This window comes from Agrobacterium burrii (assembly GCF_017313405.1).
Taxonomy (GTDB): Bacteria; Pseudomonadota; Alphaproteobacteria; order Rhizobiales; family Rhizobiaceae; genus Agrobacterium; species Agrobacterium burrii.
In genome coordinates this window covers 379146-393103 of record NZ_JAFLNA010000001.1, presented here as the reverse complement: position 1 = coordinate 393103, position 13958 = coordinate 379146, and the positions used below count along the sequence as shown (strand labels likewise).

The following is a 13958-nucleotide window of genomic DNA, read 5'->3' as shown; positions in this document are numbered from 1 at the left end:
TGGCGGCTGTCGTGAAAATCCACCGGGGCGCTTCTTTTTTGGGCAGCCGCGACTTCCTATATTGCAGCCGTGATCATGAACCACAGCCGGGAAACTGCCATTGCCGCCTTCTCTGACGTCCCTGACAGACAGTGCGCTTATCGCGCTCGATAATCTGGCCGACCGTGCGAGCAACCTCACCCATCCGACATTACGGCTTGGCGTTACAGGCCTTTCGCGGGCGGGAAAGACGGTTTTCATTTCCTCCCTCGTCCATAATCTCCTGAATGGCGGCCGCCTGCCCCTATTCGAGGCCATGCGGTCAGGCCGCGTCTCGAATGTGCGCCTTGAGCCGCAGCCGGACGACGCTATTCCCCGCTTCCAGTACGAAGACCATATTCAGGCGCTGGTGCGCGACAGGCTGTGGCCGGATTCGACGCGGGCAATCTCGGAACTCAGGATCACGCTGGATTACCAGAGCGCCAGCGGCTGGGGCCGGTGGTTCTCGGCCGGCAAGCTATCCATCGATATTGTCGACTATCCCGGAGAATGGCTGCTCGACCTGCCGCTGCTCTCACAGGACTACAAGCAGTTCAGCGATGCGACCGTCGCACTTGCCGGGAGCGGCATCCGCGCCGAACTGGCGCAGGAGTGGCTGGCGATCGCCTCTTCGCTCGATATCAATGCGCCTGCCGATGAGATGACGGCGCGCCGCCTTGCCGAGAGCTTCGCAGCCTATCTGAAAGCCTGCAAGTCCGACGAGAGATCGCTCTCCACCCTGCCGCCCGGCCGTTTCCTGATGCCGGGCGATCTGGAGGGTTCTCCGGCGCTGACCTTTGCGCCCCTGCCGGGGCTGACCGACGAAAAGGCACCAAAGGGCTCGCTACGGGCGATGATGGAGCGGCGTTACGACGCCTATAAGTCGATTGTGGTCAAACCCTTCTTCCGCGAGCATTTCGCCCGCCTCGACCGTCAGATCGTGCTGATCGACACGCTGCAGGCCGTTAATCGCGGACCGGAAGCCGTTCAGGATCTGGAACGGGCGCTGGGCGATGTTCTTGCCTGTTTCCGCCCCGGCACCAACAGTTTGTTGTCCTCGCTCATCGGCCGTCGCATCGACAAGGTGCTGATTGCCGCCACCAAGGCCGACCATCTGCATCACGAAAGCCATGACCGGCTGGAGCGGCTGACCCGTCGTCTGGTGGACCGCGCCATCACCACCATCGGCATGAACGGTGCCGGCATAGAGGTCATGGCTCTCGCTTCCGTGCGCGCCACCAGAGAGGCAAGCGTGCGTCAGGATGGCCACGAACTGCCCGTCATCGTCGGCACGCCGATGGCCGGTGAAACCATCAATGGCGAGACCTTCGACGGCAACCGCAAGACGGCGATCTTTCCCGGCGACCTGCCCGAAGACCCGGAACCGTTATTTCGCAGCATAGACGAGGATGGCGACAAGGCGACGCTACCGGATGTCAATGTCGTGCGCTTCCGCCCGCCCAATGTTGACGAGCCGGGTAGCGGCGGCATCCGGCTTTCCGTTCCCCATATCAGGCTCGACCGCGCCATGCAGTTCCTGTTCGGAGACAAGCTCGCATGAAGGCTCCCACACAAAACGATCCGCAGGCCCGCCGCCCGGCGGCTTTCACCCTCGAGACAGAGCAGACGGCACGGCCGTCGCCGGCGCGGAAACGCGCGCCGCGCAGCTTCGATACCGAGATTTCATTGACGCCTGACGAGGACGATCCGTTTCTGGCGCCTGAAGAGATCGATGCGGCCGCATTGCCGGTGGCCTCACCGAAGAAAAACCGCTTCTCTTTCGGCAAGCTCGCGCTCGGCGCGCTTGGTGTCCTGTTCTCGCTCGCCTTCGGCCTCTGGGCGGACCAGCTTATCCGCAACCTGTTCTCCCGCTCCGACTGGCTGGGTTACACGGCGAGTATCGCCCTTATCGTCGCGCTTTTCGCCGTTCTCGTCCTTGTCGGGCGGGAAGTCTTCGGCATCATGCGGCTCAACGCGGTGCAGTCGCTCAAGGCAGATGCGGAGACGGCGAGCCTCGACAAAAGTCCGAAACCCGCCCGTGCTGTTATCACCCGCCTCAATGCCGTCCTCTCCCACCGGGCCGAAACAGCCAAGGGCCGTGCGGCACTGAAGGATACGGAAAACGATGTGATTGACGGCCCGCATCTCATCGAGCTTGCCGAGCGTGAATTGCTGGCACCGCTCGACCGGCAGGCGCGGGCGCTGATTCTCAATTCCTCCAAGCGTGTCTCCGTGGTCACCGCCGTCAGCCCGCGCGCCATCGTCGATCTGGCTTACGTGCTGTTCGAGGTGACACGGCTGGTCAGGGCCATGGCCGAGCTTTACGGCGGCCGTCCCGGCACGCTCGGCATGCTCCGGCTGCTGCGCGACGTCGTCGCCCATCTTGCCGTCACGGGCTCGATTGCCGTCGGCGACGGGCTGGCCCAGCAAGTTCTTGGCCACGGTCTTGCCTCGAAGCTTTCCGCCCGCCTCGGCGAAGGCGTCATCAACGGCCTGATGACGGCACGAATCGGTATTGCGGCGATGGACCTTTGCCGCCCGCTGCCGTTTCGTGCGGTGAAGCGGCCGGGGATCGGTGATTTCATGTCCGACCTGACGCCCGATTTAAGCGGCGGAAAAAGCGGTGAAAAAGCCTGATCGGTGGGGCATACACGGCTCAAAAGGTTACGGGCGAAGCCGCAAATACGGGTGAAATAAACCAAGCATTAACCATTCCGCCGGTAGATTGCCGCCTATCGAACAGGCTTCTTCGCCGGGGAAAGTATCATGTATTCGCGCTTCTTTTCGCTTGTGGGCGGACTTGCCGCCATATTGTCCGTCAGCGGCGGCTTCGGCCTGTCTGACGTCCATGCAGCATCGCGCGATCGCGACGACGTATTCTTCCGCTCCGTGGCCGGCGTCTGGAAAGGTCCGGGCGAAATCGTCGCGGGCAAATACAAGGGCACCAAATTCACCTGCGATCTGACAGGCGAACCGCTCGATGACAAAAAGACCGGCATCAAGCTTGGCGGCACCTGCCGCGTCGGCGTCTTCAGCCAGCCCATGTCCGCCATCATCAGCCAGAAGGGCAGCAGCTACGAAGGCAAGTTCCTCGATGGCGCCGAGGGCAAGGGACTGGACATCACCTCCGGACAGGTCAGTGGCGACAAGGTCGTTGTCGGCATCAACCGTTCCAAGCTCAATGGCGCCATGGTTGCCCGCGTCTCGAGTGACAATTCGATGAACATCACCATTTCCGTCAAGGTCGCCGACCAGATGATCCCCGTCATCGGCGTGACGCTGGCGCGCGACATCGACCAGCTCGCTGTTGGTTCGATCAAGCCTTAAGCGCGATAATCTTCTCAGTCATTACCGAGCGGGAGTGTCCACCACTCCCGCTTTTCGTTTGTGCGGACAATGCCGCTTCTATCCGCCTGCTGAAGCCATTCCCGTACCGGCTTTCCCCTGACGTCGATATTCGGGGCGATCTCGGCGAGCGGCATCAGGACGAAAGCGCGCTCGGTCATGCGCGGGTGCGGCACTTCGATGCTTTCCGTTACGACAACCTCATCGCCATAGGTCAACACGTCAATATCGATGGTCCGCGGCCCCCAGCGTTCCGTGCGCACCCGCTTCATGCCCTTTTCAATGCCGAGGCATAATTGCAGCAGCGCGGGCGCTGTGAGCGAGGTTTCGACCAGCGCACAGCAATTGAAGAAATCCGCCTGATCCGTCTTACCCCAGGGAGGTGTGCGGTAAAGGCCGGAGACGGCCAACAGGCGGCAATTTTCATGCGTATCCAGTTCGTGCAAGGCCTTGGCCATTGCGGCGGCGGGATCGCCGATATTGCCGCCGAGACCCAATGCGGCGACTGTCATCTTTTCAGGCACGGTGTTCAACACTCACCTGCGCATAATCGAGAATGCCGGGAACGGGCGCGGACGGTTTACGCACCGTGATGCGCAGCCAGACGATTTGCGGGTAACGGGCGCGCAGCGCTTTGGCGATGTCGTTCGCCAGCGCCTCGATCAGATAACGGCGCTGGCCCACGACGATTTTTTCGATAACAGCGAAGGCCACGCCGTAATCGACTGTATTTTCGATCTCGTCGGTTTCCAGCGCGTCACCCGCCTCGACCTCCATCTCGGCATCGACGAAAAAGCGCTGGCCCAGCACCTCCTCCTGCTCGAGAAGGCCATGACGGGCGAAAAAGGAACAGTTTTTCAGGATGATGGTATAGCGGCTCATCGCATCGCCTCCATGGCAGGAATGTTTCGCCCGAAAGCCGCGCCTTTGTCAGGACACGGCATTCCGGCACTCGTTGATCTACGCATCGGCCTTTGCCGGCGCTTTGGCAAGAACCGCATCGGCAATTGCCAGTGCATCGCGTGTGGCAGTGACATTGTGCACGCGAAAAATCGAAGCACCCGAAAGGCGCAGGATCGCTGTCGTCGCAGCCGTTCCGATATCGCGTTCATGGGCAGCATCCCTGCCCGTCAGCGACCCTATGAAACGCTTGCGCGACGTGCCGGCCAGAACCGGCAGGCCAAAAGCGGCAAGTTCACCGAATCGCGCCATAAGCTCGACATTTTCGCCCTCGTCCTTGGCAAACCCGAAACCGGGATCGAGCACGATGGCATCACGGGCAATGCCCGCATCCTGCGCAATCTCCAGCGAGCGATTGAGGAATTCAAACTGGTCCTCGATGACATCGGCGAGCTTCTGTCTGTCGCGGCCGGTATGCATGATGCAGACGCCAGCACGTGTGGCGGCAATCACGCCCGCCATCTGCGCATCCTTCTGCAACCCGAAGACATCATTGACGATATGCGCGCCAGCCTCGATCGAAAGCCTCGCGGTGGATGCGCGATAGGTATCGACCGAAATCAGCACATCCGTCTCGCGGCGCAGTTTCTCGATGACAGGCAACACGCGGTCCTGCTCCTGCGCCTCTGTCACCTGCGCCGCACCCGGCCGGGTGGATTCGCCGCCGATATCGATGATGTCAGCTCCCTCTTCCACGCAGGTCAGCGCATGGGAAAAAGCCGCATCGACGGCAAGAAAACGGCCGCCGTCGGAAAAGGAATCGGGGGTGGCGTTGACGATGGCCATAATACGGCCACGCCCATCAAGTTTCAGGGAGCGACCATGGGCCGCTTGCCACACATTGCTGCCGGCTGTTATCACGTAACACGCGCCTTTCAGGAATAACGGAGTGTTATGCCAATCCTTATAAGTTCCGCTCCGCCTATGCAGCAAACGTTTTTCAAGTTCAACCGGAAGGCCGGGTCATGACCAAAACATCACGTGCTCTTTGCGCCGCCCTTGCGGGTGCGCTGGCACTTTCTTCGGCCGGGCCGGCTTTTTCCGAAACCATCGTCCGCAAGACCTATTCCTATTTTTCGATCGCCGGCAAAACCGCCGCAGATCTCGACCAGCAGCTCTCCAAGCATGGCCCGCTGACGCGCAATACCGGTGCGCGCCATCCCGGTGCGACCGAGATCAAATTCGGCGGCGAACTCAGTTATGTCGAAAAAAACGGCCAGTGCAGCGTTGGAACGGCGAAGGTTCTTTTGAACACCCGTATCCTTCTGCCGCGATGGAAAAACCGTCGCCGTACCACGGCGGAACTGGCCTTCATCTGGGATACGCTGCTTGCCGATATCAAGCGCCATGAGGAGCGGCACGCGGAAATCGCCCGCACCCATGCCCGTTCGCTCGAAAGAGAGCTGGCAGCACTTCATCCGCAGAAAAACTGCGAGACGCTGCAGGAAATGGTCGGCAAGATCACCCAGACGGTGATGGATGAACACGACAGGGACCAGATGCGTTTCGATGTGGTAGAATCGAAAAATTTCGATGCCCGCATGACCCGGCTTTTGAAAAACCGGCTCGAACAGGGGCAGAATCGGCGCTAAACCGCCTTTCGCCGCATTTCCCGTTAAGGCGCAACGCAACGGAAACATGACGTTACGTCATGTCCGATCTCACCCGTGACTTCTCGTCATGGTGCCGTCGCCGAGACTCATTGTAGCTTGTTCATACGGTTTTTAACGGTTGTGGCCCGCAACGGGTCCGGCGCTCAAAACTCTCTCCGGTTCTCCCGGTGCGCACTTGAGGGCTCGCAGGTGTTTCCTCCCTCGCCTGCATGCTGCGTACCCGCCTCGCCCCGCTCCCCGCTACCTGGTGAGCGGGGCTTTTTCTGCGACCGGCAGTGCGAAGGGCTTTCAGCCCTGGCGTTCGGGAACGTGAACGACGAGACCGTCAAGCTCGTCTTTCATCTTGATCTGACAGGAGAGACGCGAGGTGGGGCGCACGTCAAAGGCGAAATCCAGCATATCCTCTTCCATCGGCTCCGGCCCGCCGACACGCTCCGCCCAGGCGTCATCGACATAGACATGACAGGTCGCGCAGGCACAGGCGCCGCCACATTCCGCATCGATGCCCGGAATGGAGTTGCGCACGGCGTTCTCCATGACGGTGGAACCGTTGCTCACATCGAGTTCATGGGGCGTGCCGTCAAAGGCGACGATGGTCAGTTTTGTCATGCCGGAATCCAAAATGGTGATCTAAGAACTGTTCTAAACACATAGAAAGGCCGGTTCGCCTTGGCAACCCGCTTCCAGGGCGCACAGGCTGAACCGGCCTTATAAAATGACAAATTTGATGAACTCCGCCTCAGCGGCAAAGCTTCAGGATGAAGTTTTCCGCCTCGACGATGGTTGCCGCGAGTTTCGCAATTGCCGCGCTGTCCTTGCCCTTGTCCTCTACCGCAGCTGCGGCGGCGGAAACAGCGGGGGCGCCAACAGCCTGTGCGGCACCCTTCAGGCGGTGGGCTGTCGCCCTCACGGTCTTGTCGTCAGCCTCGGCAATTTCATGCAAGGCGGCGCGGGCATTACGGCTGAACAGTTGTAGCACTTCGATTTCCAGATCCTTGTCACCCATCGTCTGACGGGCAAGATGATCGAAATCGATCGGCTTTTTCGTAACGGCCGGCGCACCGCCGCAATTGTCCGGAGCTTCGAAAGCAATACTGACCGCTGCCATGGCTGAAATTCCTTGTTCCGCCGTTTCTTGTTTCGTGTCACATCTGTGTCGTATTTACGCATCCAAACCGGTGCTATCGGCTTAAATTACGGCGTGACGCGGGCGAAAATCTTCTGCTATGGTTAATTTATGTTAAACTTATGCGAAACAAGGCGTTCAGAGCGAAACTCAGGTTTAAAAACTGTTAAAAAGCCGACACTTCGCTACCGTCTCAAATCCGCATTAATTGTTTCGAACACCTAAATGTGTCACTACGGTACTGCCGTTCCTGCGAGGCTTGAGTGCAAGCTTTGTTATTACGGCACAGTGATGTAATTTCGCCCGAAAGCTGGACCACCAGCAATTCGGGATTTGGTAAATGGCGGAATTGTTTCCTTTAACGGGATAATGTTCCGCCGGCATGATGGCGGCAGTCCGCTTGCAGGTTGCAAGTGGTCGAACGGCATGAAGCCGGGCGTATGTGTAACGAGGCGTAACCGCATGGCGAATAACAAGATCAGCGACTCTGTCGACGAGACTGCATTTCAGGCGTTGGAAGACGCCCTGCAGCTTGGTGCTTTCGAAGAAAAGCCGGAATCGCGGAAAACCGCAGCGCCAAAGCAGCCGGAGGCCAGATTGAAGGAAGCAAGCCGACAGACCCCTGCTCCCGAGGCCGCCCGCGCGCCTGCAGAACAGGCACCCAAATCGCCCAATCTGGAAGCGGCCAATGACGGCTCCAAGCGCAGCCCGGCGATGATCCTGAAATCGCTGGAAGGCGGCTCCATCGGCGGCGCACTCAGAAATGCGACGATCATGTCGGTCATCTGGGCGCTTGGCGGTCTCGGTGTCGCCCATCTTCTTTACGGTAACGCGCTGTGGAATATCGCCTCGATTGCCGATCTCACCGCAATCCCCGGCCTGATGGCGATCGTCGTCGGCATTCTCGTTCCCGTCATGCTGTTCTTCGCCTTCGCGATCATGATGGCGCGTGCCCGCGACCTGCGCAACGCTGCCCGGTCAATGGCTGAAGTGGCGCTTCGCCTTGCCGAGCCCGAAACGGTTGCCTCCGACCGCATCATGTCCGTCGGCCAGGCGGTTCGCCGCGAAGTCTCGGCCATGAATGACGGCATCGAGCGCACCATTGCGCGTGCGACGGAACTGGAAACGCTGGTCCATTCGGAAGTCAACGCGCTTGAGCGCAGCTATGCCGACAATGAATTGCGCGTGCGCAGCCTCGTGCAGGAACTGACCGCCGAGCGCGACGCCATCGTCAACCACGCCGAGCGTATCCGCTCGTCCATCGTGGGTGCGCAGGAACAGATCAAGGAAGAGCTTTCCATCGTCGGCGAAGAGCTTTCGATGCGGCTTGCCACCTCCGGTGAAGCCTTCGCCTCGATGATCGATACGCGCTCCGCAGCGCTGCTCGAAAAATCGCGCGCTTCTACCGAAGCAATGGGCAGCCTTATCGCCGCCAAGACCGAAAACTTGCTTCAGGCACTGAATTCTTCGGGCTCGACCCTGTCGAACGAATTCGACATGCGCCTGCACAATCTCGCCTCGACGCTGGATGAGCGCGGTGAAGTTCTGCTCGAACGGTTCGCGATCCATGCATCGACGCTGGATAGAGGTGCTGAAAGCCTCAACAGCGCGCTTGAAGAACGCACCCGACAGCTTAACGAAACGCTCTCCACCCGCACGCTCGAACTCAACCGCAATATTGATCGCGGTCAGCAGGTCATCGGCAGTTCGCTGGACACCGTGCTAGACAAGCTCTCTGCCTCGCTCGAGGAAAAGGGTCTCTCCTTCCGCCAGAGCCTGCAGAGCACGGCTGATGATGCGATCATGGATCTCGATCTGCGTTCCGGCCTCTACGAAGAGCGCCTGCAGGCAACGGTCGGCCAGGTCAACTCCGCCTTCGACGAACATGTGGCGGATTTCGCCAGCGCCTTCGACCAGCGTGCCGGCAGCCTCGACAGCAAGCTGATGGAAAGCCTTGCCCGCATCAACGAAACCGTTGCCGGCGGCTCGGAAGCCCTCGACACCATGCTGAACAGCGGTCTTGAGCGCATCGGCAATACCATGACCGATCAGTCTCTGGCGCTGGCAACCGCGCTGGGCACGGGCCAGGAAATGCTTGAAAGCGCGCTTGAAATCCGCACCCGCGAGTTCAGCGACGCCATCGGCCAACGCACTACCGAAATTACCAATGCTTTCGCCAATTCGCACGAGAAGATCGACGGCGTTCTGGCGGAACGCAGCAATGCCCTGTTCGGCGCGCTTTCGGCCAGCCAGGACCGTTTCGACGAGGCGCTCGCCAGCCGTTCGCTGGCCATTACCGGCTCTGTCTCCGGCACGGCCGAACGCCTTGCCATCATGCTCGACGAACGTGCAGCCGCAATCAACAGCGTTGTTGCCGATGTCGAACGCCGCCTGTCGGAAACGCTCGAAACCCGGGCCGCCGCCATCACCGGCGCCGTTTCCGGTATCGAGGACCGCATTTCCGACACGCTGGAAAGCCGCACGGCCGCATTGCATGACGTTGTTTCCGGCGCGGAAAGCCGCATCGCCGAAACGCTGGATGGCCGCACGGCTGCTCTTTCCAGCACGATTTCCGGTGTCGAGGAACGCATCGCCGACACGATGGACAGCCGCACCCTGTCGCTTGACATGACCTTTGCCAATGTCGAGGAAAGGCTTTCCGAGACACTCGACAGCCGTACCTCCGCCCTCACCGGCATGGTCGCAAGCGCTGAAGAAAAGATCGCCGGCGCACTCGACAGCCGCACTGTTACCTTCGGCGACGTTGTTGCCGGCGCAGAAACACGTATCGCGGAAACGCTGGACGGTCGTACCGCCGCGCTTAACGCCGTGGTTTCCGGTGCGGAAGAACGCATCGCCGATACGCTTGACAGCCGCACCATGGCGCTCGACATGGCATTCTCCGGCGCTGAGGAAAAAATCGCCGAAGCACTCGACACGCGCACCGCAGCCCTTGGCCAACTGGTGGCCGGCGCCGAGACCCGTATTGCCGGCGCGCTCGACAGCCGCACGGATTCGTTGAAAAACGTCGTTTCCGGCGCGGAAGAGCGGATCACTGACGTGCTCGACAGCCGTACCATGGCGCTGGACATGAGCTTCTCCGGCGTCGAGGAAAAAATCGCCGACATTCTCGACAGCCGGACCGCCGCCCTGCACGGCGCCGTTTCCGGCGTCGAGGACCGTATTGCCGGTGCGCTGGACAGCCGTACCGCTGCCCTTTCCGGCATCGTTTCCGGTGCGGAAGAACGCATCGCCGATGCGCTCGACAGCCGCACCATGGCGCTCGACATGACGATTTCAGGTGTCGAGGAGCGGATTGCCGAGGCGATGGATGCGAGAACATCGTCGCTTTCGCTTGCGGCGGCCGGTGTCGGCCAGCGCCTCGAAGCCACTGCGTTTACACTTGAAAACGCCCTTGCCAGCGGTCACGAGCGGCTGGAAACCATGCTCGGCTCACAGGCGGAACGCATTGCCGGTTCGCTGGAGCGCAATAGCGGCCTGATCGAGCAGAGCGTTTCCGGTGCGGCCAACCGCATCGAAACCGTTGTGGAAGATGGCAGCAGCCGCTTTGCGCAGACGGTGGAAGAAGGCGTTTCCCGCCTCGAAACCAATCTGTCGCAATCGCATGAGGATATCCGCACTGCGCTCGACCAGCGCCACGCGGATATGGCAGCGACGCTAAGCTCCGCCACCACACAGATGGGTGACATGCTCTCCGAGCAGGCGATGATGATCGGCACCACTGTCGCCTCCAGCGCCAGCATGCTCGAGCTGTCGCTCGAAACCCAGCAGGACACGCTGCAGAAGGCAATCGACGGAAGTGCTGCGACGCTCGAAGAACGTCTTCGCAACAGCGCCGGCGACATCGCCGTCAAGATCGGTGAAGCCGCCCGCGAAATCGGCGGTGCGACAGACGCCCTCTCCTCCCGCATCGAAACCTCGATCGGCAACGTCACTACCCGTCTCGATGAGACCGGTGCGCGTATCGAAACGTCGCTCGACACGTTGCAGGCGCGTGTCGGCGGTGATCTGGCCAATGTGAACACATCGATTGAAGATTCGGGCCGTCGCTTCGCCGAAGCACTCGAGGACAAGACTGCGATATTTGCCCGCACCAGCGACGAAGCTGCCGAGCGTATCACCGGCATTCTGGACGAGCAGACCACACGTGTCTCCGACACCTTCGAAAGCCGCACGAGCCGTCTCGCCGAAACCTTCGATACCGGCACGGCCCGTATCGACGAACGTCTCGGCACCATGGACCGGGCGCTGACGATCGGCCTCGAAAACGTCAACCGTACCATTGAAGGCAAGGCCAGCGATCTCGCGGTCAGCCTGCGCGGCGCAGTCGTCTCCGCCACCCAGAACATCGGTGACGAAGCGGCTCGCTCGTCTGCCCTGCTCGCCAAGTCCGGCTCGGAATTTGCCGATCAGGTCCAGGCGCAGAACGAGGCCTTCACCAAGGCCATCGAAGAGCGTTCCGGCGAGATCGTCAACCGCATCTCGGATGCGCAGACGCGCCTTTCCGGCCAGGCCGCTGCCGTCGCCCAGACCTTCTCCGAGGCCGGCAACATCATCGTCAACAAGGTTGCCGAAGCTGAAGCTGTCGTCCGTTCTCAGGTCGGCGTCATCTCCGAGACGCTGACGGGTGTCGAATCGGCCCTCGATGCGCGTGGCGAATCCATTCGCTCGGCGCTGGATAACCGCACCCGCGAACTCAACTCGATGCTGGCCAGCCGTTCTGCGGAACTGTCACGCCTGATCGAGGAGAAAGCCAAGCCGGTGGTCGACGAATACGCCACCATTGGCCGCGAAGCCGCCGAAAAGATCGTTTCCGCCGCTCAGCAGAGCGCAGAACTTCTGTCGCAGAGCAATAGCGGCATGGTCGGCATGGTCGAACAGGCGATCAGCGATTACGCCAATGCCGGCACGGATGCGGCGAGCAAGCTTGTCGCCGCCACCCGCCAGAGCACCGACATGTTGTCGCAGACCCATACCGCGATGGCGGATGCCGTCGAACAGGGTATCGACAAATATGCCCGCTCGGGCAGCGATGCGGCCAACAAACTGGTTGCCGCCACCCGCCAGAGCACGGATATGCTGTCACAGACCCATAACAGCATGGCGGAAATCGTCGAAAAGTCGGCATCGAACTTCAACTCCGCCGTCGAGCGCGCCGCACAGGAATTCGGCACGGCCGACGAAGCGTTGAATGCATCTGCGACCCGCTTCTCCGATAGCGCCTCGCAGGCCGCCGATATGGTGTCCAGCTCCAGCCGTCTGCTCGAAGGAAAAATCGACCGTCTGTCGAATATTTCCGGCCAGACACTGGCGCAGGTTGCCGGCATCGTCGGACGCTTCGAGGAACATTCGAAGGTGCTGAGCCAGGCGTCCGAACTGCTCAATGCGGCACAGTCGAGCCTCGTCGGCACGCTGGAGGAACGTCAGGATGCGCTGCGCAGCCTGTCCGTCGGCCTCGTCAAGCGCTCCGAAGAGATCGAAAGCGCCATGCGCAACGTCGTCGGTGTGGTGGAAACCACGCTCAACGAGGCCGAGGAGCGTTCGCAGAACGTCGCCGGCAATCTGCGCGACAATCTGCAGGCGTCCTTTACCGATATCGGCCGCTCGCTGGATGAAACCGAACAGCGCGCCCGCTCGGCGGCACAGACCATGCGGGGCGCCCTGCTCTCTGCCGGTCAGGATGCCAGCCGCTCGATCGAAAGCACACTTTCCGACGCGCAGAAATATTCCGACGAGCTGGTCAACCGCCTGCGTGGCGGCGTCGAATCGTCGCTTTCCGAAGTCGACAATCTTCTGGGCAGCGCCTCGGAAAAATCCAATGCCGCCGCAGCCAACCTCAAGGAAACGCTGCGTCAGGCCGTCGAAGAAGCCGTCAGCCGTTTTGCCGGCGCAACCGACGAGATCCGCCGCTCCAGCCATGATATCCGCCGCGAGCTGGATGCGACCCGCGCCGAACTGAAGCGCGGCGCATTCGACCTGCCGGAAGAAGCCAAGGAAAGCGCTGCCGCCATGCGTCGCGCTGTTTCCGAGCAGATCAAGGCGCTTCAGGATATTTCCCAACTCGTCGGTCGTTCGACCCACCAGATGGAAATTTCCGAACCGGTGGCCCGCGCCATTGCTGCAACCCAGCCAGCCGCTGAGCGCCGCGTCGAGCCGCGTCCACAGCCGGCAGCCTCTGCTCCGGCACAACCGCAGCCTGCCCCCGCACCAGCTGTACTGCGTGGTTCCCTGCCGCTTGAGAATCGCCAGGTCGAAAACCGGCAAACCGAAAGCCGTCAGGCACCCGCTCAACCGGTTACGGCCAACCCCGCCGGACGTCGTGAAGAAGGCGGTGGCTGGATCAGCGATCTGCTGCGTGGCGCTTCGCGTGACGGTCAGGAAGCCTCTGCGGCTTCCGCTCCCCGTGCCAGCGCCGAACAGCAGCCGACCCGCGCGGCCGACACCCGCAACCCGCGACATATGGTCGAATCGCTGAACTCGCTCTCTGTCGACATCGCCCGCGCCATCGACCATGATGCCTCGGTGGAACTGTGGCGGCGCTACCAGCGCGGTGAGCGCGACGTCTTCACTCGTCGCCTCTACACGCTGAAGGGCCAGACGACATTTGACGAGATCAAGCGCAAGTATGAGCGGGAGGCCGAATTCCGCACCGCCGTGGACCGCTACATCACGGACTTCGAAAAGCTGCTCGCCGACGTGGCCCGCACCGACCGCGACCGGAGCGTCACCCAGTCCTACCTCACCTCCGATACCGGCAAGGTCTATACGATGCTTGCCCACGCGGCGGGCCGGTTCAATTGATCTGATTGACGCAAAAACAATAAAACCCCGGTCTTTTGACCGGGGTTTTTCTTTTTGAATTGCTGATTGTTTCG

The 13958-nt window shown here is 61.0% G+C and carries 10 protein-coding genes; 5 read left to right on the top strand and 5 right to left on the bottom strand.

Features of this window, described 5'->3' with window-relative positions:
* Nucleotides 1-100 precede the first annotated feature (100 nt).
* The 3 genes from JZX89_RS02095 to JZX89_RS02085 all read left to right on the top strand — a co-directional run bounded on the left by JZX89_RS02095 (nt 101) and on the right by JZX89_RS02085 (nt 3345).
* Nucleotides 101-1579, top strand: a complete 1479-nt coding sequence (locus JZX89_RS02095) for a YcjX family GTP-binding protein (protein WP_149897692.1) — start codon at nt 101-103, stop codon at nt 1577-1579.
* Entirely contained in the window at nt 1576-2655 is a 1080-nt protein-coding gene (locus JZX89_RS02090; RefSeq protein WP_207132921.1) for a YcjF family protein, read from the top strand. The genes JZX89_RS02095 and JZX89_RS02090 overlap by 4 nt, the downstream gene beginning before the upstream one ends.
* A 129-nt stretch (nt 2656-2784) precedes the next feature.
* Entirely contained in the window at nt 2785-3345 is a 561-nt protein-coding gene (locus JZX89_RS02085) for a hypothetical protein (protein ID WP_046800254.1), read from the top strand.
* A 14-nt stretch (nt 3346-3359) separates the two neighbouring features.
* Here JZX89_RS02085 and folK read toward each other — a convergent pair whose 3' ends face one another.
* From folK to folP, 3 genes are all read right to left on the bottom strand, one after another.
* Nucleotides 3360-3875, bottom strand: a complete 516-nt coding sequence (folK, locus tag JZX89_RS02080) for a 2-amino-4-hydroxy-6-hydroxymethyldihydropteridine diphosphokinase (RefSeq protein WP_207133083.1) — start codon at nt 3873-3875, stop codon at nt 3360-3362.
* A gap of 4 nt (nt 3876-3879) precedes the next feature.
* On the bottom strand, nt 3880-4245 hold the full coding sequence (gene folB / locus JZX89_RS02075) for a dihydroneopterin aldolase (RefSeq protein WP_142839671.1): 366 nt from the start codon (nt 4243-4245) through the stop codon (nt 3880-3882).
* A gap of 78 nt (nt 4246-4323) precedes the next feature.
* A complete protein-coding gene (gene folP / locus JZX89_RS02070; RefSeq protein WP_440131592.1) occupies nt 4324-5184 on the bottom strand; it encodes a dihydropteroate synthase in 861 nt (286 codons plus the stop codon).
* Nucleotides 5185-5288: 104 nt separating this feature from the next.
* Between folP and JZX89_RS02065 the strand changes: the two genes are divergently transcribed.
* Complete coding sequence (locus JZX89_RS02065; RefSeq protein WP_153513626.1) at nt 5289-5915, top strand: DUF922 domain-containing Zn-dependent protease; 627 nt, start codon at nt 5289-5291, stop codon at nt 5913-5915.
* Nucleotides 5916-6224: 309 nt separating this feature from the next.
* Here JZX89_RS02065 and JZX89_RS02060 read toward each other — a convergent pair whose 3' ends face one another.
* Together JZX89_RS02060 and JZX89_RS02055 are read right to left on the bottom strand one after the other, a co-directional pair.
* Nucleotides 6225-6545, bottom strand: a complete 321-nt coding sequence (locus JZX89_RS02060; RefSeq protein ID WP_149897695.1) for a 2Fe-2S iron-sulfur cluster-binding protein — start codon at nt 6543-6545, stop codon at nt 6225-6227.
* A 130-nt stretch (nt 6546-6675) separates the two neighbouring features.
* Nucleotides 6676-7044, bottom strand: a complete 369-nt coding sequence (locus JZX89_RS02055) for an Hpt domain-containing protein (protein WP_174372667.1) — start codon at nt 7042-7044, stop codon at nt 6676-6678.
* Between the two features lie 480 nt (nt 7045-7524).
* Here JZX89_RS02055 and JZX89_RS02050 point away from each other — a divergent pair, with 480 nt between their 5' ends.
* Entirely contained in the window at nt 7525-13884 is a 6360-nt protein-coding gene (locus JZX89_RS02050) for an apolipoprotein A-IV repeat region-like domain-containing protein (protein ID WP_207132920.1), read from the top strand.
* Nucleotides 13885-13958 lie beyond the last annotated feature (74 nt).